The organism is Bradyrhizobium tropiciagri (genome assembly GCF_001189845.1).
In the GTDB taxonomy this organism is placed as follows: domain Bacteria; phylum Pseudomonadota; class Alphaproteobacteria; order Rhizobiales; family Xanthobacteraceae; genus Bradyrhizobium; species Bradyrhizobium tropiciagri.
Genome location: NZ_LFLZ01000081.1, coordinates 13,160 through 38,277 on the forward strand (window position 1 = coordinate 13,160; position 25,118 = coordinate 38,277).

The following is a 25,118-nucleotide window of genomic DNA, read 5'->3' on the forward strand; positions in this document are numbered from 1 at the left end:
CCGCCAGACTATCCCATTCCGGGGCTGGATGGAACGTCTGGCGACGGCCGCGACAACGGTGCGGATGGTTGGGCGATCACCAATAGTCCCCGCACACATTGACCCATTGCAGACCGTAGGACGTCCATACCCTGCGGTAACAGCCGTCGTAGTAATCGGCATAGACGTAAGGCCCGCCGAAGAAGGCGAAGCGATGGAAGCGGTGGTGATGGAAGAAGCCGCCGTGATGGAAGAAGCGTCCGCCGTGGAATCCGGCGCCGGCGAACCGCGGCCCGAACGCGGGAGCGCCTGCGAAGCGCGCGCCGCCGAAACGGCTGCCCGCAAAATGCCCGCCGCCGCCCATGGCAGCGAACGCCATGCCGCCACCATGCATACCGCCAAAGCCGCCGCCGTGCATGCCGCCGAAGCCTCCGCCATGCATGCCGCCACCCATCGCGGCACCAAAGCCACCACCGTGGCCGCCACCGAAACCACCGCCGCCGCCATGCCCGCCACCACCGCCGCCGCCGCCGCCTCTGGCAAGGGCCGCGGGTGCGAGCGCAACGCTGACAGCGAGCGTCGCCGCCGTGAGACACGTGAGAAGCCTGTTCTTCATGAAATCCTCCCTGATTGGGACCGCGGCGAACCTCGTATCGCCGCACACGAGCATGATCAGAAGACGCAAGCGCGCGGCCAACTTCAACTGACAAATGCGCCAGATTCTGACACCGGGTTTAGGATTGGCGAGCGACCTCACGTCATGCTCGAGTGCTTTTGACCAAACTTGATTTGGCACGGGCGCCCAGCGCTTGCCGCGCAGTTTGTCCGTTTCGCGCCTCGTCCTGTCCGCTTCAGACCTCGCAGCCTGTCGGATTCGGATGTCGCGTCCAATCTTGCTCCATTCGTAAGACCGCGCGTGACAGCCAGGCACGCTCGGCACCGCTCTATCCGGTTGCGACCGAATTGCGATTGACGCAGTATGGCCGAATGGCCGGTGCCATGCCGGTGTGTGGTCGAAAGCGAGTTGCCTGGACGCAAAAGGTCGTGCGCGCGTCAATCGCTCCGGGGACCATGCATTCGATGTCGCAACGGCGCGCCGCGGAAGTTGAGATCCCGCCTCGGACACGTACCTGCCTGTCTCATCTATCGACCAACGTGCAGCATGCACCAACAAGAAACGGCACTGCCAAGACCGCGACACCAAGTCTGATTTTGCGGCGCAACCAGCCGTAGCGAAGCCCCATCGAGAACCAGCAGTGCGGGCGGGCAGCAAGGGAGATGTCGATGACCGTCGCAATCGTTCCAACAGCCCGATCGGACAAGACCGGAAAGATCGTCGGGGCGCGCGAAGCCGCCCGACTGATCCGTACGGGTGATACGGTCGCGATTGGCGGCTTCTTCGGCATCGGCCTTGCCATGGAAGTCATCCATGCGCTGGCCGCGATCTATGAGGAGACCGACACCGAAGCCGCCTCGTTCGGCAAGCCGCGCGATCTGACATTCGTCTGGTGCGTCAGTCCCGGCGACGGCCAGCAGCGCGGCGCCCAGCGCCTCGCGCAGCCCGGTCTCATCAAGCGGCTGATCGGCGGACACTGGACGGCGGTACCCGCCCTGTACCAGCTCGTGGCCGGCAATCAGATCGAGGGTTACAACATCCCGCTCGGGCCGCTGTCCCACCTCTATCGCGACATCGCGGCCGGCAAACCCGGCCACCTGTCGCGCGTCGGGCTTGGGACCTTTGCCGATCCGCGCTTCGGCGGCGGCAAGCTCAACGAAAGGACCACCGAAGATCTGATCGAGCTGATGACCGTCGGCGGCAAGGAATACCTGTTCTACAAGGCGTTCCCGATCAACGTCGCGTTGATACGCGGAACGACTGCCGACACCGCCGGCAACATGACGATGGAGCGCGAGGCGCTGACGGTGGATACGCTTTCGCTGGCGATGGCGGCGCACAACTCGGGAGCCTCGTCATCGCACAGGTCGAGCGCGTCGCCGATCTGGGAACGCTCAACCCACGCCAGGTCAAGATCCCCGGCGCGCTTGTCGACTGCATCGTGGTGGCGACGGCCGCCGACCACCACATGCAGACCATCGCCACGCCCTACAACCCGGCCTTCGCCTCCGAAGTTCGCATCCCGCTAACATCGCTCGAGCCGATGCCGCTGGATGATCGCAAGATCATCGCTCGCCGTGCGGCAATGGAGCTGCGTCCGAACAGCGTGGTCAACCTCGGCGTCGGCATTCCCGAGGGCGTTGCCGCCGTCGCCGCGGAAGAAAAATGCTCCGACCTGATGACGCTCACGGCAGAGCCCGGCGTGATCGGGGGAATTCCGGCGGGGGGCGCGAACTTCGGCGCCGCTACCAATGCGCATGCGGTCATCGACATGCAGTACCAGTTCGATTTCTATGACGGCGGCGGCCTCGACGCCGCCTTTCTTGGATTGGCGCAGGCCGACAAGGAGGGAAACCTCAACGTATCGAAATTCGGGCCGCGTCTCGCCGGTGCCGGCGGCTTCATCAACATCAGCCAGAATGCAAAGAAGATCTATTTTCTCGGAACATTCACGGCCGGAGACCTCGAAGTCGCCGTCGTCGACGGAAAATTGTTGATCGAGCGGGATGGCCGATCCAAGAAGTTCGTCAATGAAGTCGAACACCGGACGTTTTCAGGATCATTTGCCGCGCAAAATGGCAAGGAAGTCCTCTACATCACCGAGCGCTGCGTGTTTCAGCTCACGAAGGCGGGGCTCGAGCTGATCGAGATTGCGCCGGGTGTCGACATCAAGCGCGACATCATCGACAGGATGGATTTCGAGCCGATCGTGCGCCACCCGCGCGAAATGGATCCCCGCATCTTCAAGGCAGAACCGATGGGACTCCGCGACGATATGCTGCGGCTGCCGTTCGATGCGCGGTTCAGCTACGATCGCGACCACAATATCCTCTTCATCAACCTCTCCGAACTGGTGATGAAACCGCAGCAGACCATCGAGCGATACAGGGAACGAATCCGGTCGATCGCCGAACCTCTCGGCCACAAGGTCTATGCCGTGGTCGACTACGACGGGTTCGAGCTCGACCGCGATTTCGAGGACGCCTATCTCGACGCCGTGAAGGAGATCGGTGATCGCCATTTCCTCGGCGTCACGCGTTTTGCGACGAGTGCGTTCATGCGCGCCAAGCTCGGCGAAGCGCTGGGCAAGCGGGGCGTCGCGCCGCACATCTATGAATCCAAGGACGAGGCGAAAGGCATGGTGAAGGAGACGATTCCCCGTACCTGATCGGGGACCAAATCAAGGGACAGCGATGCCGAAGCAACGGCGAATCCGGACAGGCGCCCGCCGAGAAAATCAAGGAGGAACCTCATGACCGACCCCATCACCGACAAGCTGAGCGACAACATCGGGCGCGCGCGCGGCACCGACTACTTCCTGATGAAGGAGCAACTGACGTCGGAGGAAATCGAGATCCTGAGCAAGGTGCGCGAATTCGGTGAGGGCGAGGTGCTGCCGATCGTCAACTCCTATTGGGAACGCGGCGAGTTTCCCTTCGACTTGGTTCCCAAGATCGCGGCGCTGAACATCGTCGGCGATCACAACATGCAGGGGCACGGATGCCGGCCGATGACGGCGGTCGGAGCGGGCCTGATCATGATGGAGCTCAGCCGGATCGACTCGAGTATCGCGACGTTCTTCGCGGTGCATCTCGGATTGGCAATGCAGTCGATCAACCTGCTCGGCTCCGAAGAGCAGCGGCAGCGCTATCTGCCCGAGATGGCGAGGTTCGAGAAGGTCGGCGCATTCGCCCTGACCGAACCCGATCACGGATCGGATTCGGTCGCCCTCGAAACCACCGCGAAGCGCGAAGGGGACGAGTGGGTGATCAATGGACGCAAGCGCTGGCCGGGCAATGCCGTCTGGTGCGACTACATCGTGGTCTACGCCCGCGACGTCGCCGACAAGCAGGTCAAGGCGTTCGTGGTCGAGAAGAACAACCCCGGCTACAAGGCGACCAAGATAGAGGGCAAGGTGTCGCTGCGGATGGTGCAGAACGCCGACATCACCCTCACCGACTGCCGGGTATCCGAGGACGCGCGCCTGAAGAACTGCAATTCGTTCAAGGATTGCGCCAGGGTGCTGATGGGCACCCGCAACACGGTGGCCTGGGCATCGCTCGGAAATGCCGTTTCGGCCTATGACATCGCCCTGACCTACGCGCAGCGCCGGATTCAGTTCGGCAAGCCGATCGCCAAGTCGCAGATGGTCCAGTCGATCCTCGTCAACATGCTCGGCGACGTCACCGCGATGCAGCTCTATTGCATCCGGCTTGGCCGCCTGATCGACGACGGCAAGCTGGACGAGACGATGGCCGCGCTCGCCAAATACTATTGCAGCGTCAAGGGACGCGACGTGTGCCGGATGGCACGCGACGTCCTCGGCGGCAACGGCATCACGCTCGATTTCCACGTCATGCGCCACATGTGCGACATGGAAAGCCTCGTCACCTACGAAGGCACGGCCGAGATCCAGTCCCTGATCGTCGGTCGGGACATCACAGGTCTCAGCGCCTTCGTCTGATCGGGCTGACCTCTCTTCCGGGCGCGCTGACCTGACGCACACTGACGGGTGAGTTGCTCGAACGCGGTGGCGAAATGAGGGACGGCGAGCCCGGCTTGCCGCCCTGCCTCTGGTCAGGTCGGCTTGCCGCGCCCGCTCTTCTCGGCGGCGCGACGCAGCGCCTCGGCGAGCGCGCCACCGCCGGACTGCTCCTGCGGACGGCGCGGCGCGGATGAGGTCATCTTGGCCGAGCCGCGCGAGAAATCGCGTGACGGTCCCGCGTTGTCCTTCTTCGACCCGACCTCGTCGTCGAGCCGCAGCGTCAGCGCGATGCGCTTGCGCGCGACCTCGACGTCCAGCACCTTGACCTTGACGATATCGCCCGGCTTCACCACCTCGCGCGGGTCCTTGATGAAATTCCGCGACATCGCCGAGATGTGCACCAGCCCATCCTGGTGCACGCCGATATCGACAAAAGCGCCGAACGCGGCGACGTTGGTCACGGTGCCCTCGAGGATCATGCCCACCTTGAGATCCTTGACCTCCTCGACACCGTCCTTGAACACCGCCGCCTTGAACGCCGGACGCGGGTCGCGGCCGGGCTTTTCCAGCTCGCGCAGAATGTCAGTGACGGTGGGCAGACCGAAGGTGTCGTCGACGAAGGATTGCGGCCTCAGCCCGCGCACCATTTCGGCATTGCCGATCAGCGCCTTGATGTCGCTCTTCGTCGCCTCGAGAATGCGGCGCACCACCGGATAGGCTTCCGGATGCACGCCGGATGAATCGAGCGGGTCTTCGCCATTGCTGATGCGCAGGAAGCCCGCGCACTGCTCGAAGGCCTTCGGCCCGAGCCGCGGCACGTCCTTGAGCGCCTTGCGCGACTTGAACGGGCCGTTGGCGTCGCGGTGCTGCACGATGCTCTGCGCCAGTCCCTGGCCGATGCCCGACACCCGCGCAAGCAGCGGCACCGAAGCGGTATTGGCGTCGACGCGACCGCGTTCACGCAGTCTTCCACCACGGCATCGAGCGAGCGCGCCAGCTTGGCTTCGCCGAGATCGTGCTGGTACTGGCCGACGCCGATCGCCTTCGGATCGATCTTGACCAGCTCGGCCAGCGGATCCTGCAGGCGCCGCGCGATCGAGACCGCACCGCGAATGGTGACGTCGAGATCGGGCAATTCGTTGGAGGCAAAGGCGGAGGCCGAATAGACCGACGCGCCGGCTTCGGAGACCACGATCTTGGTCATCTTGCGCTCGGGCAGCCGCTTCACGAGCTCGGTTGCCAGCTTGTCGGTTTCGCGCGAGGCGGTGCCGTTGCCGATCGCGATCAGCTCGACGCCATGCTCGATCGCGAGCTTGCCGAGGATGGCGAGCGACTCGTCCCAACGCCGCTGCGGCTCATGCGGATAGATTGCCGTATGCGCCACCACCTTGCCGGTGGCATCGATCACCGCGACCTTGACGCCGGTGCGATAGCCGGGATCGAGGCCCATGGTGGCGCGCGGGCCGGCCGGCGCCGCGAGCAAGAGGTCACGCAGGTTCGAGGCGAACACGCGCACCGCCTCGGTTTCGGCCGCGGTCCACAGCCGCATCCGCAAATCGATGTTGAGATGGATCTGGATCTTGGTGCGCCAGGCCCAGCGCACCGTCTCCGTCAGCCACTTGTCGCCCTTGCGGCCCTGATTGGAGATCGCAAAGCGGTTCATGATCCTGAGCTCGTAGAGACTGGGCTGGCCGACGACCGGCTCCTGCGCCTCCGGCTTGATCGCGAGGTCGAGGATCTCTTCCTTCTCGCCGCGGAACAGCGCAAGGATGCGGTGCGACGGCAGCTTCGGCAGCGGCTCGGAGAAATCGAAATAGTCCTTGAACTTCTCGCCTTCGGTCTTCTTGGCGGTGCGGACGGTCGAGGCCATGATGCCGTTCGACCACATCTCCTCGCGCAGCGCGCCGATCAGGTCGGCGTCCTCGGCGAAACGTTCGACCAGGATGGCGCGCGCGCCGTCCAGCGCAGCAGCGACGTCAGCGACCTGCTTCTCGGCGTTGACGAAGGGCGCGGCAACCTCGTTGGGGTCGTTCTGCGGCTGCGTCAGAAGCTGATCGGCAAGCGGCTCGAGCCCGGCTTCCTTGGCGATCTCGGCCTTGGTGCGGCGCTTCGGCTTGTAGGGCAAATAGATATCTTCCAGGCGCCCCTTGCTGTCGGCCGCCATGATCTGGGCCTCGAGCGCGGCATCGAGCTTGCCCTGCTCGCGAATCGAATTGAGCACCGCGGTGCGGCGCTCCTCGAGCTCGCGCAGATAGGTCAGCCGTTCTTCCAGCGTGCGCAGCTGCGCGTCATCGAGTGCGCCGGTGAGCTCCTTGCGGTATCGCGCGATGAACGGCACCGTGGCGCCGCCATCGAGCAGCGTCACCGCCGCCTCGACCTGCTCGTCGCGAACTCCCAGCTCCTGCGCAATCTGATGATGAATCTTGGCCACGCTATTCTCTCTCACCCCGTTGCGCCGCGGATCACCGACGGCGCGGACGCCGCTTATGAACCATCCCGGATTGATTCATCAAGGCGCGCTGTGGATCAAATGAGGCGCAGGCGGCAATCTATTTCCGGGATGTTGGCCGCCCCCGGCTTGACAAATAGATGTGCGCGGCATTGCCGCCGAAAATCGCAGCCTTCGCGTCACTTGACAAATCAGCCAGTAGGCTCTCCGCAGCCGCGAACCAGTGCGCATAGCCGCCCGCGAGATTAACGACGGGCCAGTCGCTGCCCCACAGCAGCCGCTGCGGACCGAAGCATGCCAGTGCATGATCCACCGCCTCGCGCAGATCGGCGACCTGCCAGTTCGGCGCCGCCTCGGTCGCAAGCCCCGACAGCTTGCAGACGACGTTGGCCCGTGCGGCAAGGCTCGCGATGTCGTCCTTCCAGGCCGCGGTGTCGCCGGTGGCGAGCCGTGGCTTGCCGAAATGGTCGAGCACGAATTGCAGGTCCGGATGGCGATCGACCACCTGAACGAGCCGCGGCAGATGGCGCGGCAGCACCAGCGCATCGAACACGAGGTCGTGCCGCGCCATGGCCTCGAGCGGCGCCGCCAGTTCGGGGCGCAGCAGCCAGTCGTCATCGGCGATGTCCTGCACCATCGGCCGCAAGCCGACCAGCAGTTCGCGTTCGGCGATCGCATCGACCCGGTCCGCGGCATCGGGCGCATCGAAGTCGACCCAACCGATCACGCCGCGCACCAGTTCCGAGCTCCTGGCGACGTCGAGCATGAATGCCGTCTCCGCCTCGGTCGGTGCGGCCTGCACCAGGATCGTGCCCTCGATCGCGGCCGCGGCGAGATGCGGCATCAGGTCGGCCAGGTCGAAGTCGCGATAGATCGGCCCGCGCTCGGGCGTCAGCCAGCCGTAATCGGCGCGCGAAAGTCGCCAGACATGGTGATGGGCATCGATCCGCATCATGCCGGCACCGGCGCCTGCTGGTCGAGCAGACCCTCGGCCTTCAGGTCGCGCCACAGCGCGGCAGGGACCGAGGCCGAGAGCGCGGCGGCATTGCGCTCGACCTCCTGCGGCGCCTGCGCGCCGAGCACGACGCTTGCGACCGCCGGATGTCCCAGCGCGAAATGCAGCGCCGCGGTCGGCAGCGCCACGCCGTGGGCGCGGCAGACGCGCTCGATCGCCGCCACCTTCTGCATCACGTCGGGTGGCGCGTCCTTGTAATTGTACTTGGCGCCGGCCACCGCGCCGGTCGCCAGGATACCGGAATTGAACACGCCGCCGAGCATCATGCCGATGCCCTGCTTCTCCGCCAGCGGCAGGAATTCGGCAAGCGCCGGCTGCTCCAGCAGCGAGTAGCGGCCGGCAAGCAGCATGGTGTCGAACGTTCCCGCCCTCGCGAAGCGCACGCACATCTCGGCCTCGTTGACGCCGATCCCGATGCCCTTGACCACACGCTCGGCACGCAATTTGTCGAGCGCGACATAGGCGCCCTCCATGGCCTCGCGGAACCTGGCTTCGATCGCATCGGCGCCATGGGTCCAGACGTCGACGTCGTGAATCAAGAGCAAGTCGATATGATCGGTGCCGAGCCGCAGCAGCGACTGCTCCACCGAGCGCATGGTGCCGTCATAGGAATAATCGACCACCGCACGATGCGGCTGGCCGCCGACGAAATTGGAGCCGTCGCCGCGGCCGTGAAACGGGTCCATCCAACGCCCGACCTTGGTGCAGACGACAAGATCGTCGCGCGCCACGCGGCGCAGCGCGGTGCCGCAGCGATGCTCGGCGAGACCGTGGCCGTAGAGCGGCGAGGAATCGAGCAAGTTCACACCCAGCGCAAATGCCCGCTCCATCGCGGCGATCGCAGCCGTGTCGTCGAGCCGCGCAAAGAGATCGCCGAGCGGTGCGGTGCCGAAACCGAGAATGGAGACATCGAGCCCGGTACGACCGAGCCTGCGGCGGGACAACGCTGGATGTGAGGATGGAGTTTGGTTCACCGTGACGGCTCCCTTGCAGTTTTCTTGCTTGCAGGGAGAGTAGCCTTGTAGACACACCGAGCACAAGCGGATGCGCGCCGCGCATCATACGCGGACATGCGCCGCCGGGCGACGGTCGAAAGTTCCGCCGCTGTCATTTGACGCGACGACGCCTTCCTAGTGGTCGCCGGAGCTGATCTGCTCGGCGATGTTGTCGACCACCACCGGACTCTCGAAATAGGTCACCATCGGATCGGCGCCATACTTTTCCCGGGCGCTGGCGCGCCACGCATCGGTGTACAAAGCTTCCGCCTCGCTCCGCGAGTTCCAGAAATAGATGCCGCCAGCCATCATGCCGTCTTCGGACAGCACATAGGTCTTGCGAAACAATCCCTGTACGCCGCGATAGATCGGCGCGGTGCTGAGGAAGATGGCGCGCGCTTCCTCGCGCGTGATCGGCTTGGGCAATTTGAAAGACGTGACGGCGGTAATCATGCTGATCTCCCGGGGCATCATTCTTGACATGATTGTCAATCTTGACGATGATGTCAAGGATACTCAGGCGGAGCGAGTCGGATGGTGGGTGTACGTCAGTTCGACGAGGACGAGGTGATCGCGACGGCGCTCGACGTGTTCTGGCGCAAGGGCCTGCACGACGCGACGATGCAGGACCTTGCCGCCGCCACCGGCGTGCAGCGCGGCAGCCTTTACAACGCCTATGGCGACAAGGAAGCGATCTTCCTGCGCGCCTTCGATCAATATGCCGGGCAATTCCTCGAAGCGGCCGGTCATGCGCTGGCTCACGCCGACACGACGATCGCTTTGCGAAATTTCTTCGACATGATCATCGTCAACATGACCGACGGCTCGCCGGCGCGCGGATGCCTGACGACGCGCACCGCGCTTGATGCGGCCATCTCGAGCACCGAGGTGCGTCAGCGCGTACGGGATGTGCTGGGCCGGCTCGAGCAATTGATCGGCAGGACGCTCAGCGCGGCTCCGGGCCGGCGGCGCGCGGCGGATGCCGATCGGCTGGCACGGGTCATCGTGACCTTCACGCGCGGCCTCGCCGTGATGGAGCGCGCCGGCTACAGCCGCAAGCAGCTGAAGGGATCGGCTGCGACCTTCGTCGACGCGGTGATGGGCACCTGAGGAAGTTTTGGGAGGAAACATCATGCCGGATCGAAAGGGTGGCTGCCTGTGCGGCGCGGTGCGCTACGAATTGAAGACCGAACCGCGCGGGATCGCAATCTGTCACTGCACGCATTGCCGGCGGCTGAGCGGCAGCCTGTTCTCGCTCAATGTCGTGGTCCGCGAGGCCGAGTATCAGCAATCCGGCAAGACCGCGGTCTTCATCGACAGGGGTGACAGCGGTCACCCGGTGGAACGCCATTTCTGCGGCGGCTGTGGCTCGCCGATCCTGGCCAAGACCGCGCTGATGCCCGGCAAGGTCGTGGTCAAGGCCGGCACGCTCGACAGCATGGACGCCTTCGGCCGCAGATCGAAATCTACACCGACCACGCCGCCACATGGCTCGCGCCGGTCGCAGGCACTACGCGCTTTGCGCAGAATGTGTGACGGCCGCGCCCGCGGCAATCAACCCGCCGGCTTGCGCGACCAGGCGCCGACAAAGGTCGGCAGCGCGAAGACGCCCTGCATGCCGACCACCTCGGTGCGCAGGCGCTCGGCAAAACTATCCAGCGCCAGCTCCGCCTCGGTAGCGACGCCGCGCTTGACAATATGCGGCTGGTTGCTGCGCAGGCCGCTCGCCATGTAGTCGTAACCGTCGAAATCCATGCCGCCTCCCACCGGCGCAAACAGGCTCATGCGCGGCGCCGGAAGCCCGGCCGCGACGAAGGCGCCGTGCAACGATAGTCCCATCCGGTTGTTCAGCCCGGCACGATGGAACATCTCCTTCACAGTGCCCCACGCCTGCGACAGCAGCGGCGACGGCGGATTGGCGATCGGCCCCTCACCCCAGTCCAGATCCTGAAACGCCACGATGCCGCCAGGCTTGAGGTGGGCGAGCAATTGTCGAACCAGCGCCGCAGGATCCTTCACGTAGATCAGCACAAGTCGGCCGACGACCGCATCGAAATCCCGGTCCAGCTCGATCGTGTTGATGTCGCCGACCCGGAATGACACCTGCCGCAGACCGAGCGAGCGCGCGGCGGCCGCAGCCTCGTCGACGATCGCGGGATTGCTGTCGACGCCGACGACCGTCCCGCTCTCGCCGACCAGGCTTGCGGCAATGAAGGACACGTTGCCGGCGCCGCTTCCGACGTCGAGCACCTTCATGCCCGGCGCGAGCCCGGCCTCCTTCAGAAGCTGCCATGTCGACGCATCGTAGAGCTGCGACTGGCGCTTGAGCCTGTCGGTCTCCGCGGTCGAGCGCCCCATCACGTAGTTCGGATCGTAACCGGACGTCTCTTGCATGGATGGCCCCGTCTTCGGTTCGTGGATATGATGTGCCGGCTCGCGCCCGCGCTCACCGCGACAGCAGGCCCGACAGGAAGGCTTGCAGGTCTGCCGCGAAGCGCTGCTCGAACGCGATGGCGCGGTGGGGTGAATGGCCGCATCCCTCATAGCGAACGATGTCAGCACGCGGATTGCCATACGCGAGGCGCGCCTCGTGATCCCTGAGAAAAGCCGCGCCACATCCCGGATCGGCCTGGACAATCCTGACCGGACACAGGAATTCCCGCTCGGTTGGGATCGCCGCCAGGACGGCGCCCGCAACGTTTCCATCGGCCCAGCACCGCCCGTCCTGCCGCTGCAGCGCAGAGGCGTGACTGAGCAGATGACGTGGGCCGTAATGATCGCGTCCGATTCCGCCCATCGGCGTCGGAGTGTCGGCAACGAAAGCAAGATACGCGCTGAGCGGCGCGTGCGTTTGCTGCCACGCAGCCTGACGCGCCCTGGCGATGGAAAACAGTTTTGGGAAGGCCGATTTCTCCCACTCCCCCGGTTGCCCCAGATACCACGGCGGATCCTCGAGGAAGGCGGCGCGCACATTGGCATCACCGCTCTGCGCCAGCACGCCGGCAACGCAGCCGCCGAGCGAATGGCCGACAATCACCGCCGGGCGCCCGATTGCGGCCAGCGCGGTCTTTGCATCCGAAACATAGGCGGCGAGATCATAGTCCGGGGCACGATCCGAGTGCCCGTGGCCGCGGAAATCCAGGGTCCAGATCCGATATCGATCCTTCAGCCGGCCGGCGATTTCCTGCCAGGTGTCCCGGCTCAGCGACAGGCCGTGCAGGAACAGGATCGGTTCGCCGTCCAGCGGGCCATGGACGGATGCTGCAAGCCTGATGCCGTGATTGTCGAGCGTGATATCGGTCACCGAACATCTCCGTTACGAATTACGATCAACACCAGGCATCGGCCGGTAGGCTTGCTGCTCGGCACGACACGCGAACGCAGTCTCAGCGTCCGATCTGCCGGAACTTGTCGGAGAGGCCGTCGAGATAGCGACCCAGGTCGAATTGATCGGTTGGTGCTCGATCAGGGCGTGAAAGCGGATCATCATGCAGATCAGGAACAGCGGCTGGATGAATGCGGCACGCACCGTCACGGCCAGCAGGGCGGCGATGAACACGGTGACGATGGCGCCATACTCCCTGACGGCCTCCGGCAACCAGACCGTCACCAGCCCGGCGGGAACCAGCAGCAGCAGGCAAAGCAGGATGCTCAGGATCCGTTCGACGATGACCATCCAGACCGACGTGGTCAGGATCGGCCTGGCGTTCTGGCAATAATAGACCAGCCCGTCCTGGATGTTGCGCCTGGGATCGTCGCCGCCACGCGCCAGATCGTAGGACAGCACCACCTTGTCCAGATAGCGCGTCGCGGCCGACAGGATGGTGTTGAGCAGGCCGACGATCGCCTTCATGCCGGGCACGGGCAGCCAATCGCCGAGCGTATCGAGCGCATTGTGAAACGCGCGCAGCACGGCGCGGATCAGCCCATTGAGCCCGAACAGGACCGCGACCTCGCCGAACCGGTCCATCACGATCCGGCGGCCATAGGCAAACTGCCCTTCGGTGCCGTTGCCGATGCGGCCATGCGTGATCAGTTCGGTCAGCACGGCGACGTGGCCGCAGGCAATCATGTGCAACGTGTAGCGCAGGATGGCACCCCAGATCCATCCGCCGAGCAGCAGGGTGCCGAGCAGCCAGCAATAGCCGAACACGCTGGCGACATGGGTGCCGAGCCACACCGCGCCGCCCACGGCGACAAAGGCAAACACCGCGCACGCGGCGGCAAAGCCCAGCAGCACGCCCCATCGTGCCAGCGCATAAGGCAAGGTCTCGAGCAGCAGCTTCAGCGCGGTGCCGAGACCGTGATCGCGCACCAGCAGCGGATAGGAATGCGATGGTCCCTGCGACGATCCTTGAGACGATCCTTGCGCCGATTCTTGCGACTGCCCCGCGGCACGCCATTCGCCAGAACGGCCGCCGCCATTGCCCAGACTCATGTCAGACACGTGTTGCTCTCTTCCGTTGCCGTCGAACGACGTCCGGCGATGACAGTCGTTGGATAATTCAGTTGGTAGCGTTGCTGCCTGGCGTCACAGCGCCAACAACCTCCGGGGCTGGCAGAGGGTTGGTCCGTTGGCGCTGTGAGCCGGCACAGCCGCGACATCGATCAGGGAGGAGCGCCGATGTCGCGGCCAGCGATCATTGACCGGCGGCCGGCAGCTCGGCGTAGTTGCCGTCCTTGTCGCGCCGGTACACGACGTAGTCGATCAGGGTGATGTCGCCCTTCGGCGTGTAGCTGATGTTGCCGAGCACGGTGTCCCAGCTTCCGGCCTTGATGGCCGCCGCGACCTTCTTGGCATCGGTGGTCTGGGCGCGGGTGACGGCCTGGCTCCAGATCTGGAACGCGGCATAGCTGTAGAGCGTGTAGCCGTCCGGATCGATACCCTTGTCCTTGAACTTCTTCAAGGTCGCGGCCGCCGTCACCTTCTTGCGCGGATCCGGCGAGAAGGTGAACAGCGAGCCCTCGGCAAGCGGCCCCGCGATCGCGGCGAACTGCTTGTCGACCAACGCGTCGCCGCCCATCAGCACGGCATTGACCCCCTGCTCGCGCATCTGACGCAGGATCAACGCGGCTTCGGCGTAGTAGCCGCCGACATAGACGAAATCGATCGATTCCTTCTTGAAGCGGGACACCAGCGCGGCAAAATCCTTGTCGCCCTTGGTGTAGGCCTCATAGAGCTTTTCCTTCACGCCCGCCGCGTTGATGGCGTTCTTGGTCTCGTCGGCAAGACCTTTGCCGTAGGTCGTCTTGTCGTGGATGATCGCGACGTTCTTGGTCTTGTAGTTCTTGATGATATAGGCGGCCGCGACCATGCCCTGCTGGTCATCCCGGCCGCAGACGCGGAACGTGTTCCACAACCCGCGTTCGGTGAACAGCGGGTTGGTCGAGCCCGGCGTGATCTCCAGCACATTGCCCTCGGCATAGGCGTCAGAGGCGGGAATCGAGGTCGACGAGCAGAAGTGCCCGACGACGAACGGAATCCTCGCGCCCGCCATCTTCTCGGCAACCGACACCGCCTGCTTCGGATCGCAGGCATCGTCACCGACCTCCAGCTTCAGCTTCTTGCCGAGCACGCCGCCGGCCGCGTTGATATCGGCAATCGCGAGATCGGCGCCGTTCTTGAACTGCTGGCCGAAGCTCGCCTCCGAGCCGGTCATCGGCCCAACCACGGCAACACTGATATCCTGCGCCATGGCAGCGCTGGACAAGGCCAGGCTCGCGCCAAGCGCAAGACAATATCCTCGAAGTGCAAACTTCATCACATTCTCCTCGATGGTCTCAAGTCGCCTCAATGCATCGCAATCGACTCAACTCGCCGGCTGCGACGGTCACCGGGGGCTGCCTTGTATGCGCGCGATGGCCGGCAGGCTCGGACTGGGGCGACGGGGGATTGGACATATGCGACAACGAGCAACAATGTGAAACACGTTGCCGTGCATTGGTGCTCAAATCGCACAAGAAGCCATCCATCTCGTGTGCGTGACGGCACATCACGGCCGCACCAGCGGCTCGGACTCTTCCGGCTTGACGCCGGCCCCGACCGGTGCGGCAGGCTCGACAGCGCCCTTCAACTCGATCTCGTAGTAGCCGCCGATCTTGATCGCGCCCCATTGCGTCGACACCGCCAAATTGATGCGTTGTCGCGCCGGCAGATCGGCATCGGTGTGCCGGCAGGCGATGGTGCCCTGTGACAGCAATTCGATGTGGGACAGCCGAACGCCGTCCGCGTTCCAGAAGTCGAAGTTGAGATGCTGCGGCAGCGGACGGCCGAACACGCCCATTTCCTTGAAGGCGAGCTCGACGTCGACGTGGCCCGGACCCGCCATGAACGTGTAGTAATGGCCCCGGACATCATTGGTGATGTTGGCGCGATTGACACCCAGGCCGAGCGCCGTCGGACGATGCGGATCTGTGGACTGCGCCGATGCGGCGCCGATCAACGCGCCAGCCCAGAGAAGCAGGCAGAGCGCCGGCTTCACGACCGTCTCGAGCCCGCAGGCGATCGACCGTTCACTGCACGGGGGACGGGGAACGCGCTTCATCGCGGTCATCCGAGATCAGCAGGGGCGTCGACCGCATGTCCGCACCGAGATACGCCTCGCCTGCCATCTGATAGTTGGCCGGCGCCAGAGCGAGGTGCTGGACCGCAGCATGGACGTCACGCACGCAACGCTCGAGCCCGCGACTCACGTCGACGGACGCCGAGCCGCCGGCACCGAACATCAGCTCGGTCGCCTGCTTGGCCGTGTTCGCCGCGTGAGTCGATGCCAGCCACAGCTTGGCGCGCTCGGCAACGCTGAGTGCCTTGCCGGCACTGATCGCCTGCCACGCCTCTCCCAGCGTCTCGTAGAGGAAAGCCCGTCCCGAGCCCAGCAAGGCCTCGGCGCGTCCGAGATCAGCCTGCACCAGCGAATCCTCGCGGAGCAGCTTGCGCGAGCGCGACGCGATCTTGCGTCCGACGAGCCCGACCAGGATGTCGATGGCGTGGCGAGCGATGCCGAGCGGCACGGCCGCGAGCGCCGCCCCGAACAGCGCGATGGTCGGAAACGCATAGAGCGGCCCCTGCTCCACCGGCGGCTCGCGAAACGAGAGCGACCGCGCTGACGGCACGAAGGCATCCGCGATCGCATAGTCATGGCTGCCGGTGCCGCGCAGCCCGATGCTGTGCCAGGTATCGAAGATCTCGCATTGCGCGGTCGGGAACAACATGAAGCGCATCACCGGAGTGCCATCAGGGTGCAAGCGCGGCTGATCGCCGTCGAAGATCCGGCAATTGCCGATCATCCAGCCGGAGTGCTGGCAGCCGCTTCCGAGCGGCCAGCGGCCCGTGACGCGATAACCGCCGTCGACGACCGCAGCTGTGCCGAACGGCCGCAAGGCTCCCGCGGTTCGAACCAGCGGGTCGCTGCCGTAGATCTCGCGCGCGGCATCCTTGCCAAGATAGCCGCCAAACACGCCATAGATGCCGCCGATGGCCATGCACCAGCCTGCGGCACCATCGGCACGCGAGATCTCCTCGACCACCCGAACGAGGGTCATCGGGTCGACCTCCTCGCCGCCGATGGCGCGCGGAATCCAGAGCCGGAAGAGGCCTGCCTGCGCCATCGCCTCGACCAGCGGGACAGCTAGCCGCCGCGATCGCTCGCTCTCCTGTGCGGATGCCTGAACCAGTGGCGCAAGCGCCGCGGCAGCATCGACGAAGGATGATCGGATGGTTTCAGTCATGGCTGCCTCGCTGTCGATGAATCGCCGGCGTAAGGTAACCGGCGGGGGCCGCCTTTTAATCGCCGCGGCGATGCGAGGCTCGGACAGATGCGACGCTGACTGGGACGCATGCGACATCACACAACAATGTTCGCCCTCATTGCACGCACCTTGCCTGCCTTAATTCGGATTCGGAACAAAGATGACAATCTTCAGATCTCGCGACGGCGTGAAGTTGGCGTGCCGGACTTCGAAGCGGGTCGGTCCGGTCTTCTTGACGCCTTCGGCGCAGAAGCTGACGAAATTATTCGGCTCGCCCTTGTCGACGGTAAGGTGAAAGTCGCCGATCGGCGCCGCCCAGTTGGCACCGGTCGAGAGCACATAGGCAATCGACCGTTCACTGAACGGGGGATAGGGGGCGCGCCTCGTCGCCCGCGCCCGCTCAAGGCTGCGGATCAGGTCGTCGTCGATGCAGTATGACGCGAGAAACGCGGGCGCTTCGGGATTACTGCGCCAGTTATCGGCGCCGATGATGGTCTGCACGGAGCCGCCGACGCTCGGACGATAGGTCTGCTCGAAGGTGATCTCCCGGCCGGCCGGGAAGGTCTGCGTCCAGGTATAGGCCGAGCGCAACGTCCAGGTCGGTATTAGGTGATCCTGCATCGGCCCACCCGAGCCATAGGTCTCGATGGTGCCGATACCCAGCTTGACGAGCTCCGGCCAGTTCGATTTCGGCAGCTTGTCGAGCAGCTCGCCCGCGGGTCCCCTGATCGGCATCAGCGGGATTCCGAGCTTCCGCAACAGCGCCGTCTGATCCACATCGTTCGCCAGCGCCGTCTGTTCGAGATGCGGCGAGGCCGCCTTGCCGTCGACCCTGACGTGGAAATCGAAGATGTTTTCGGGATCGTCGGTCGGAAGGCCGATATTCTCGTCGCTCTCCTTGCCGGCGATATCGGGCATCGGGAACGCGATCATGATCGTCTTGTCGGCCGCCGAGGTGTTGACGAACCGGTAGACGATCCGGATCTGCTTCTCGGAGATGAACAGGTCCTCGGAGCGCATCACGATGTCGTGGTCCTGCTTGAAACGAAGCCCCCCGGTTTCGAGCGCGGCGGACGTGTCATTGGCCTGCGCGCACCAGGGCATCAGCCCGGCAAGCAGGACTAGAAAAGCCCCTTTGGCTATCGGAGGCATGGCCATTCCTTCTCTCCTGATTGGGGGAGCAAACTCGCGGCAGTCAGTCGCATCCGTCCTTGACCGGGAAGAAATCGGAGACGTCGACGTGCGTCGTCTCGATCGGCAGCACGACCCAACTGTCCGTCTCGAGATGACCGCAAAGCTTTACGACAGCGATCGATTTCCAGCCCTGCCAGGCCGTCACCATGAATCCGATCGGGACAGCACTGCGCTCGAAAACATGCAGCTTGGCAATACCGGCGGTAGCGCCGGCCGCAAGCGAGATCGTGATTTCTCCGGCGCTGGTGCCACTGGGCCGGATCGGCGATTGCCGCTGTGGTCCAAACGAGAGTTCGCTCCCGGCTGAGACCGCGACGGTCTGTTGGAACCCATTTTCGATCCTGAGCACAGGTTTCGTACCCGCGGCCTCGGTGGCGATCGGCGCTATTCCCGCCAGAAGGCAGAACATCACTGATGCTGATCGAATGAACGAAACCGACATGAGCGCAATCCTTCCTGAATGAGTGCGCGCAAAGCCGAACCGGTTCGCTGCGTCGTGATCTTTCTCCGAATCCAATATCGATGCACGCGCACGCGCGCCGTCGCTGCGAAACGATATTGAATGGCAAGTACTCTTCCTGTCGCGATCAGACGGAAGCTACCTTTTATGTGCTTCGCGGATGTGCGGCACGGACCGATGCGACACTGATTTGGACATATGCGACATCGGTCCACGACTTGAATCGAATTTGTCTCCGTCTGTCGCATGGTCGTCCAACGGCGACGTTGTATGCAGGCACGCCGCCCGTTAATGATCGCCCGCCTCGGACGCTCCTGTATCGTCGACGACCTTCATAAGGATGGACAAACGGCATGCGCGGATCATATCGGCGGATATCCCGATCGCTCCTGTTGATCGGAGCAGCACTGATCGTGATGGCCGCTTCGACTTCCGCATCCGAAGTCGCGATCCGTTGGGATGCGAAGAACGCCTACCGCAAATGCGACGGCGCGATTGACGGCACCATCGCCTGGCCCTCCGAACCAAAGGCGGCATGCGTCGCCATGCTGATGTGCGCGAATGAGAGCGCGCTGTCCGCGGAGCGCAATCAGCGATTGATCGAACAGATCCGGCGGGTGCCGGGCTGCGGCGAGCCATAGACTGCGGCCGCAGCCCCGCGGCATGCGTTCCGTCAGGAGCGGCGCGGCGCGGTGCGAATGTCCGACGGCGTTGCACCGTAGCGCTGGCGAAACGTGCGGTTAAAGTAGGACAAGTCGCCGAACCCTGCCTCAAACGCAATGGTGCTGATGCTGCGGCCACTGCTGCGCGGATCGCTCAGCAAGCTGTGCGCGCGCACCAGCCGCCGGTCGAGCACAAAATCCGAAAATGTCGTCCCTTCGCCGGCAAACAGCCGCTGAATTTGGCGTGGCGCGATCTTCTGGCGCCTCGCCACAGCAGCCAGGCTGAGGCTGTATTCTCCTATCCTCTCGCCGACGTCAGCTTTGACCGCGGCCAGCCGCGCGGCAGCAAGGCCGCGCCCTTCCGCAAACACCTCCCCGTCCCTGGACGCGCCGATCACCAGCGCCGCAAGGTCGATCACATGGCTGACGACGAGATGTTGCAGCTCCGCGCTCGCCGACCGATAAAGATCGTCGATATCCCGGACATAGTGGGTCAGCAATCGCAGCGCGTCGCTTGAGGGCGGCAGCGGACGCATCAGCGCGTCCTCGGGATTCGGCACCAGTGGCATCAACGCCTTTCGCGGCAATCGCAGACTGATGAGGCGTGACGGCGAAGGGTAGGTCATCGTGGCCGTCTCTGCGGTCGCCATCAGAATTGCCTCACCGGCGCCGATTGTCCGCTCCCGACCGCGGTGCGACACCAGCCGACTGCCGCTGGCGCCAATCACCAGCAACAGATCGTCACAGCCATCGAGCAGTTCGCGCGTGCGCTCGACCCGCAGGTTGGCGAACGTCCAGAATCCGATCCCGAGCCCGTGCAGCGCAAGCACTCTGGCATCGCTATAGTACGCGCCGTTGATCAGTGGCGCCGGATCGAGCTTCACCATCATGCGCCCGATCCGTTCCCGAAAAATTGTCAATCGCTCGCGCTCCGCCCAATCCGCGGTCGAGTAGCGAAAATCCGAGACATCCGGCGCGTTTGGCATCATCGCCTCTCTTGGTGCTGCGGCACGGCGCTCGCGATCTGCGGCTGATTTGTGGCGGCTCCGCAACGTCCGGCTCGATTGTCCACGATGTCGTCTCCGTCCAAATGCATGTCGCATCAGTCCATGCGTCGCGTTTCCGAGACGCCTAAGGGTCGGCCGGCAAATTGCCAAGGACACGCGGCTTAGGGATTTTCGGGCATGGGACAAGGGATGGCATCGAGTTCACCAATTGGAGGCGCAATGCTCGCATCGAACCTCTTGCGTGTCAGCGTCGTCCTCTTTCTCGTCGGGCTTGGTCTCGGCATCGGCATGGGTGTGGCCCAGGATTTCACGCTGGCGCCCGCCCACGCGCATCTCAATCTGCTCGGATTCGTCGCATTGTTCCTTGCCGGGCTCTACTACCATGCGTTTCCTGCCGCGGCCACCGGTCCACTCGCCAGGACACAGGCCTGGCTCTCCGCGATCGGCGCCGTCATCTTTCCGATCGGAATTGCGGCCATCCGGATCGGCGGCCCGGCTTACGAGCCCGTCGTCGTCGTCGGTTCGCTCATTGTGTTCGTGGGAGCTGCCCTGTTTGCCTTGATCGTTTTCCGCGGCGGAGCACGCCGCGATGAGTTGGAATCGAAGATCGATGTCGGCTAGCGCATTCGCGGCATTGCGCGAATATCCGACGGCGTTGCGCCGTAATGCCGACGGAAGGTGCGGTTGAAGTAAGAGAGATCGCCGAACCCGACCTCGAAGGCTATCGTGCCGATGGTGCTGCCGCTGTGGCGTGGATCGGTCAGCAGATGATGCGCGCGCGCCAGGCGCTGGCCGAGCACGAACTCCGAGAAGGTCGAACCCGCGCTTTCGAACAGCCTCTGGATATGGCGCGGCGTGAGTTTCATCCGGGCAGCCACCGCGGGCAGAGTGAGGTCGCCGTAGCTGAGATTGTCATTGATGTCGGCCTTGACCGCGGCAAGCCGCGCGGCGGCCAGCCCGCCGTCTTCGGCGGCAACCGCTGCATCCCGGTTCGCGCCGATGATCAGCGCACCGAGATCGACCAGATGCTTGACGACGGCGCTGCGCAGCTCGGGGGTCGCGAGCTGGTAGCTGTCGTCGAGCTCCCTGATATAGAGCGCGAGCAGGCGCATGGCTTCGGTGTTCGCCGGCAACGGACAGATCAACATGTCTTCGGGATCGCGAACCAGCGATGCAAGCGCCTTGCGCGGCAGCCTGAGGCCGACGAAGCGGCTCGGCGACACCGGGACAACCATGTTGCCGGCCTCCGCGCTCGACTGCAGCACGGCCTGCCCCGGGCTGAGTTCGATGTCGCGGCCGCGCTGCGACGCGCGAACGTTACCGCTCGTGATGATCGTCAGCACCAGATCGTCGGTGCCGTCGAGCAGTTCGCGCGGTCTTGCGATCCTGAGATTGCTGCACGCCCAGGATCCGATGCCGAGCCCGGACAATTCGCGCACATTCGCTTCCGCATGAAACGCGCCGTCGTCGAGCGGCTCCGGATCGAGCTTGACGATCATCCGCCCGATCTGCTCGCGAAAGATCGGCAAGCGCTCTCGCTCGCCGAAATGCGCAGTCGAGAATCGAAACCCTGTGAAATCGCCCGACTGCATTGTCATAGGCTCGCCCTCATGGCGGCGGAGGTCGCCGTTGATATGCGGCTGATTTGTGGCGCCGGATACCGCGGCATGGGGGCCATGCAGCGCGGCTGTGAACGTGAACCTTTCGCGGGTTCCGCCGATGCCTCGATCTGACAAGTGTCAAGCGTCCGCGCATAAGCATCGCAAATACGAGGTCCGGCGCGGCGCGCGAAATTGCTCCGATCTCGATGGGATTGTCGCGCCCGAACTCGCGGCCGGGACTAAGATCGTCCTCGCTCCGATAGGCTCGAAGACGGCCGTCCGCATTGGAGCACGCATAATTTATAATTGACTGACCGGACGGTCAATAGTAATCCGGTCGCAGGTCAAACGACCTCGGTCGTCAGAAGCCAGAGAACGGGAGATAATCATGGTCAGCGATCTGGTGTTGACCGATATCCGCGCCGGATATCGCGTCCTGACACTCAACAGACCCGACCGCCTGAATTCGTTCAGCGCCGATCTGCACGCCGCATTGATGGCCGCGCTGGTCGCGGCAGAACAGGACAAGTCCTGCCGCGCGCTGATCCTGACCGGAGCGGGACGCGGGTTCTGCGCCGGGCAGGATCTCTCGCACGGCGTCTTCACGCCGGGCGAGACGCCCGATCTCGCAGCGCCAATCGAGAAGTTCTACAACCCGCTGGTGCGCAAGCTGCGCAGCATTCCGATGCCGGTCGTGTGCGCCGTCAACGGCGTCGCCGCAGGGGCCGGCGCGAACGTGGCGCTTGCCTGCGATATCGTGATCGCCGCACGGTCGGCCAAGTTCATTCAGGCCTTCGCGAAGCTTGGCCTCGTCCCGGATTCCGGCGGCACCTGGTTCTTGCCGCGGCTGGTCGGCGGCGCGCGAGCGCGTGCGCTGGCCCTGCTGGCCGAGCCGATCTCGGCGGAACGGGCGGAGGCATGGGGCATGATCTGGAAGGTGGCCGAGGATCCCGAGCTGATGACGGAGGCGCACGCCCTCGCCGCCTCGCTCGCGACGCAGCCGACCGACGGCCTTGCGTTGATCAAGCAGGTGCTCGATGCCTCCGAGACCAACACACTCGATGCGCAACTCGATCTCGAGCGCGACCTGCAGGGCCGCGCCGGCCGATCGGCGGACTACGCCGAAGGCGTCACTGCCTTCCTCGACAAGCGCGCGCCGCGCTTCACCGGAAGAGCTTAACACCGATTGAACGTTCCGCCGCAAGGCGGGACGCATCATTGATCACAAGTCAGAGGATTCGACTTCGATGACACAGCCTCAATCCAGCGGCACCCGGACGTCCGACAACATCATGAAGCTCGACTGCTTCGTGCGCGGCAAGTGGTCCGGCGCGGGCGAACCGGCTGCCGAGATCCACAGCGCCGTCACCGGCGACGTGGTGGCGCTCGCGACCAGGAGCGATCTCGACATGCGCGAGATCCTCGCCTATGGCCGCGCGGTCGGCGGCAATAATCTCCGCAAGCTGTCGTTCCACCAGCGTGCGGGCCTGCTGAAGGCGCTAGCGGACTATCTGAGCCAGCATAAGGACCGGCTCTTCAAATTATCGCTTCATGCGGGCGCGACCCGCACCGACGCCATGATCGACGTCGATGGCGGCATCGGCACGCTGTTCGCCTATGCCAGCAAGGGTCGCCGCGAGCTTCCGAACACCAGGTACCTGCTCGACGGCAATGTCGAAGGGCTCTCCAAAGGTGGCGCGTTCGCCGGCCAGCACATCGTCACGCCGTTGCACGGCGTCGCCGTGCACATCAACGCATTCAACTTTCCGTGCTGGGGCATGCTGGAGAAGCTGGCGCCCGCACTGCTCGCCGGCGTTCCCGTCGTCACCAAGCCCGCGACGGTCACCTCCTATGTCGCCTACGAATTGGCCCGGATGATCACCGAGTCCGGCGTGCTGCCGGAAGGCGCGCTCCAGTTCATCGTCGGATCGACCGGCGATCTGTTCGACCACCTCACCTGCCAGGACGTGGTGTCGTTCACGGGCTCGGCTGATACTTCGCAGAAGCTGCAACGGCATCCGGTCGTTGCGCGCGAGGCTGTCAGATTCATCGCCGAGCGCGACTCACTGAATGCAGCGATCCTCGCTCCGGACGCCGTGCCGGGAAGCCCGGAGTTCGATCTCTTCCTCAAGGAAGTGGCAAAGGAGATGACGGTCAAGGCGGGGCAGAAATGCACCGCGATCCGCCGCGCACTGGCGCCGTCAACACAGCTCGATGCCGTGATCACCGCCTTGCGCGAGCGCCTGGCAAAGGTCGTGATCGGCAATCCCGAAAGCGACAAGGTCAGGATGGGACCGCTGGTCGGCCTCGCCCAGCGCAGCGATGTGCTTGCCCACGTCGCGAAGCTCCGCACCGAGGCTGAGCTGGTGGCCGGCGATCCCGGCAACTTCCCGCTGGTCGACGCCGACGCCAAGCGCGGCGCTTTCGTTCCGCCGCTGTTGCTGCATTGCGCGAAGCCGCTCGCCGCAACCGCGGTCCACGAGATCGAAGCGTTCGGACCGGTCTGTACCGTGATGGGCTATGACGATCTGGACCAGGCCATCGCACTGACCAATCGCGGGGGCGGCAGCCTCGTCGCATCGGTCTACACCCACGATATCCCGACGGCGACCGAACTCACCTTCGGCATCGGCAGCTTCCATGGCCGTGTCGCGATCATCGACCGCGACTGCGCGACCGAGCACACCGGACACGGCTCGCCGATGCCGCAGATGGTTCACGGCGCCCGGGCCGCGCCGGCGGCGGCGAGGAGCTGGGCGGCGTCCGCAGCCTGCAGCACTACATGCAGCGCACCGCGCTGCAGGGCTCTCCTCGCATGCTGAGCGGTGTCACCGGCCGCTGGTTCAAGGGCAGCCCGGTGCTCGAGGGTGACCTGCACCCGTTCCGCTATCACTACGATGATCTCGAGATCGGCCGCACGCTGGTCTCGAAAGCGCGGCAGATAACCCTCGACGACATCGAGCACTTCGCACATTTCACCGGCGACACCTTCTATGCCCACATGGATGAGGAAGCGACCAAGGGGCACCCGTTCTTCCCGGGCCGCGTCGCGCATGGCTATTTGCTGCTGTCGTTCGCGGCCGGCCTGTTCGTCGATCCCGACTATGGTCCGGTGCTGGCGAACTACGGCCTCGACTCGCTGCGCTTCGTGAAGCCGGTCCAGCCGGGCGAACAGATCCAGGTGCGGTTGACCGCGAAGGAGAAGACGCCACGCAACAAGCAATATGGCGAGGTGCGCTGGGACGTCGAGATCACGACCGGGACCGGCGAGACCGCGGCGACCTACGAGCTGCTGACAATGAACGCGATGCGATAGCCGCTGGGCTCCCTCTCCCCGTTCTTACGGGGAGAGGGTTGGGGTGAGGGGCCGCCTCCGCATAGACGGTGACAGCTGCGCTCGCGGAGA

22 protein-coding genes and 3 pseudogenes are annotated in these 25,118 nt (G+C 64.5%); 9 read left to right on the forward strand and 16 right to left on the reverse strand.

The features are described 5' to 3' along the window. Positions 1–76 precede the first annotated feature (76 nt). Positions 77–595 (reverse strand): hypothetical protein, encoded by a 519-nt coding sequence (locus AKN84_RS47885; protein ID WP_050425545.1) that lies wholly within the window; start codon positions 593–595, stop codon positions 77–79. Positions 596–1,263: 668 nt separating this feature from the next. Here AKN84_RS47885 and AKN84_RS50500 point away from each other — a divergent pair. The 3 genes from AKN84_RS50500 to AKN84_RS38020 all read left to right on the forward strand — a co-directional run bounded on the left by AKN84_RS50500 (position 1,264) and on the right by AKN84_RS38020 (position 4,559). Continuing rightward, on the forward strand, positions 1,264–2,124 hold the full coding sequence (locus AKN84_RS50500) for a CoA-transferase (protein ID WP_347337383.1): 861 nt from the start codon (positions 1,264–1,266) through the stop codon (positions 2,122–2,124). Continuing rightward, positions 2,037–3,263, forward strand: a complete 1,227-nt coding sequence (locus tag AKN84_RS50505) for a hypothetical protein (protein WP_347337384.1) — start codon at positions 2,037–2,039, stop codon at positions 3,261–3,263. The genes AKN84_RS50500 and AKN84_RS50505 overlap by 88 nt, the downstream gene beginning before the upstream one ends. Positions 3,264–3,347: 84 nt before the next feature. Continuing rightward, complete coding sequence (locus tag AKN84_RS38020; RefSeq protein ID WP_050425527.1) at positions 3,348–4,559, forward strand: acyl-CoA dehydrogenase family protein; 1,212 nt, start codon at positions 3,348–3,350, stop codon at positions 4,557–4,559. Positions 4,560–4,672: 113 nt separating this feature from the next. Here the strand turns inward: AKN84_RS38020 and AKN84_RS38025 are convergent. The 4 genes and pseudogenes from AKN84_RS38025 to AKN84_RS38040 all read right to left on the reverse strand — a co-directional run bounded on the left by AKN84_RS38025 (position 4,673) and on the right by AKN84_RS38040 (position 9,492). Next, positions 4,673–7,011 (reverse strand): annotated as a pseudogene (locus AKN84_RS38025) (Tex family protein). Positions 7,012–7,129: 118 nt separating this feature from the next. Next, on the reverse strand, positions 7,130–7,984 hold the full coding sequence (locus AKN84_RS38030; protein WP_050425528.1) for an amidohydrolase family protein: 855 nt from the start codon (positions 7,982–7,984) through the stop codon (positions 7,130–7,132). Continuing rightward, the gene (locus AKN84_RS38035) at positions 7,981–9,018 is read right to left on the reverse strand and encodes an aldo/keto reductase (protein ID WP_050425529.1); all 1,038 of its coding nucleotides are present in this window, start codon (positions 9,016–9,018) and stop codon (positions 7,981–7,983) included. Before AKN84_RS38035 ends, AKN84_RS38030 begins: the two co-directional genes overlap by 4 nt. 156 nt (positions 9,019–9,174) lie before the next feature. Beyond that, entirely contained in the window at positions 9,175–9,492 is a 318-nt protein-coding gene (locus AKN84_RS38040) for a hypothetical protein (protein WP_050425546.1), read from the reverse strand. An 81-nt stretch (positions 9,493–9,573) separates the two neighbouring features. On the opposite strand from AKN84_RS38040, the gene AKN84_RS38045 reads away from it, so the two are divergent. Together AKN84_RS38045 and AKN84_RS49580 are read left to right on the forward strand one after the other, a co-directional pair. Further along, positions 9,574–10,149: a TetR/AcrR family transcriptional regulator gene (locus AKN84_RS38045; RefSeq protein WP_050425530.1), complete on the forward strand. Its 576-nt coding sequence runs from the start codon at positions 9,574–9,576 to the stop codon at positions 10,147–10,149. Positions 10,150–10,171: 22 nt separating this feature from the next. Next, positions 10,172–10,429, forward strand: a pseudogene (locus tag AKN84_RS49580) (GFA family protein); the annotation flags it as partial. On the opposite strand, the gene AKN84_RS49585 reads toward AKN84_RS49580, so the two are convergent. The 9 genes from AKN84_RS49585 to AKN84_RS38085 form a co-directional block, all read right to left on the reverse strand. Continuing rightward, entirely contained in the window at positions 10,372–10,518 is a 147-nt protein-coding gene (locus AKN84_RS49585) for a hypothetical protein (RefSeq protein ID WP_244485705.1), read from the reverse strand. The pseudogene AKN84_RS49580 and the gene AKN84_RS49585 overlap by 58 nt on opposite strands. Positions 10,519–10,593: 75 nt before the next feature. After that, on the reverse strand, positions 10,594–11,433 hold the full coding sequence (locus AKN84_RS38050) for a class I SAM-dependent methyltransferase (protein ID WP_050425531.1): 840 nt from the start codon (positions 11,431–11,433) through the stop codon (positions 10,594–10,596). Between the two features lie 52 nt (positions 11,434–11,485). Continuing rightward, positions 11,486–12,343, reverse strand: coding sequence for an alpha/beta fold hydrolase (locus AKN84_RS38055; RefSeq protein WP_050425532.1), 858 nt, complete (start codon positions 12,341–12,343; stop codon positions 11,486–11,488). 12 nt (positions 12,344–12,355) lie between these two features. Continuing rightward, positions 12,356–13,486: a hypothetical protein gene (locus tag AKN84_RS38060; protein WP_128971517.1), complete on the reverse strand. Its 1,131-nt coding sequence runs from the start codon at positions 13,484–13,486 to the stop codon at positions 12,356–12,358. Positions 13,487–13,679: 193 nt separating this feature from the next. Further along, positions 13,680–14,801: a branched-chain amino acid ABC transporter substrate-binding protein gene (locus tag AKN84_RS38065; protein ID WP_050425534.1), complete on the reverse strand. Its 1,122-nt coding sequence runs from the start codon at positions 14,799–14,801 to the stop codon at positions 13,680–13,682. 231 nt (positions 14,802–15,032) lie between these two features. Beyond that, positions 15,033–15,584 carry a hypothetical protein gene (locus AKN84_RS38070; protein ID WP_128971518.1) on the reverse strand — a complete coding sequence of 184 codons (552 nt, stop codon included), beginning with the start codon at positions 15,582–15,584 and terminating at the stop codon, positions 15,033–15,035. Further along, on the reverse strand, positions 15,553–16,767 hold the full coding sequence (locus tag AKN84_RS38075; protein ID WP_050425536.1) for an acyl-CoA dehydrogenase family protein: 1,215 nt from the start codon (positions 16,765–16,767) through the stop codon (positions 15,553–15,555). The genes AKN84_RS38070 and AKN84_RS38075 overlap by 32 nt, the downstream gene beginning before the upstream one ends. A gap of 159 nt (positions 16,768–16,926) precedes the next feature. After that, on the reverse strand, positions 16,927–17,946 hold the full coding sequence (locus tag AKN84_RS38080; protein ID WP_128971520.1) for a DUF4424 domain-containing protein: 1,020 nt from the start codon (positions 17,944–17,946) through the stop codon (positions 16,927–16,929). Positions 17,947–17,983: 37 nt separating this feature from the next. Then, a complete protein-coding gene (locus AKN84_RS38085) occupies positions 17,984–18,424 on the reverse strand; it encodes a hypothetical protein (RefSeq protein ID WP_128971521.1) in 441 nt (146 codons plus the stop codon). A 371-nt stretch (positions 18,425–18,795) separates the two neighbouring features. On the opposite strand from AKN84_RS38085, the gene AKN84_RS38090 reads away from it, so the two are divergent. Then, complete coding sequence (locus tag AKN84_RS38090) at positions 18,796–19,083, forward strand: hypothetical protein (RefSeq protein WP_128971522.1); 288 nt, start codon at positions 18,796–18,798, stop codon at positions 19,081–19,083. A 32-nt stretch (positions 19,084–19,115) separates the two neighbouring features. Here AKN84_RS38090 and AKN84_RS38095 read toward each other — a convergent pair whose 3' ends face one another. Continuing rightward, on the reverse strand, positions 19,116–20,090 hold the full coding sequence (locus tag AKN84_RS38095) for an AraC family transcriptional regulator (RefSeq protein ID WP_162240931.1): 975 nt from the start codon (positions 20,088–20,090) through the stop codon (positions 19,116–19,118). A gap of 240 nt (positions 20,091–20,330) precedes the next feature. On the opposite strand from AKN84_RS38095, the gene AKN84_RS38100 reads away from it, so the two are divergent. After that, positions 20,331–20,732, forward strand: a complete 402-nt coding sequence (locus AKN84_RS38100) for a hypothetical protein (protein WP_050425541.1) — start codon at positions 20,331–20,333, stop codon at positions 20,730–20,732. Here the strand turns inward: AKN84_RS38100 and AKN84_RS38105 are convergent. Then, positions 20,729–21,709, reverse strand: coding sequence for an AraC family transcriptional regulator (locus AKN84_RS38105; protein ID WP_128971524.1), 981 nt, complete (start codon positions 21,707–21,709; stop codon positions 20,729–20,731). The two genes, AKN84_RS38100 and AKN84_RS38105, sit on opposite strands and share 4 nt — an antisense overlap. 391 nt (positions 21,710–22,100) lie before the next feature. Between AKN84_RS38105 and paaG the strand changes: the two genes are divergently transcribed. Both paaG and paaZ read left to right on the forward strand, forming a co-directional pair. Further along, a complete protein-coding gene (paaG, locus tag AKN84_RS38110; protein ID WP_050425543.1) occupies positions 22,101–22,892 on the forward strand; it encodes a 2-(1,2-epoxy-1,2-dihydrophenyl)acetyl-CoA isomerase PaaG in 792 nt (263 codons plus the stop codon). A 112-nt stretch (positions 22,893–23,004) separates the two neighbouring features. After that, positions 23,005–25,028, forward strand: a pseudogene (gene paaZ, locus AKN84_RS38115) (phenylacetic acid degradation bifunctional protein PaaZ). Positions 25,029–25,118 lie beyond the last annotated feature (90 nt).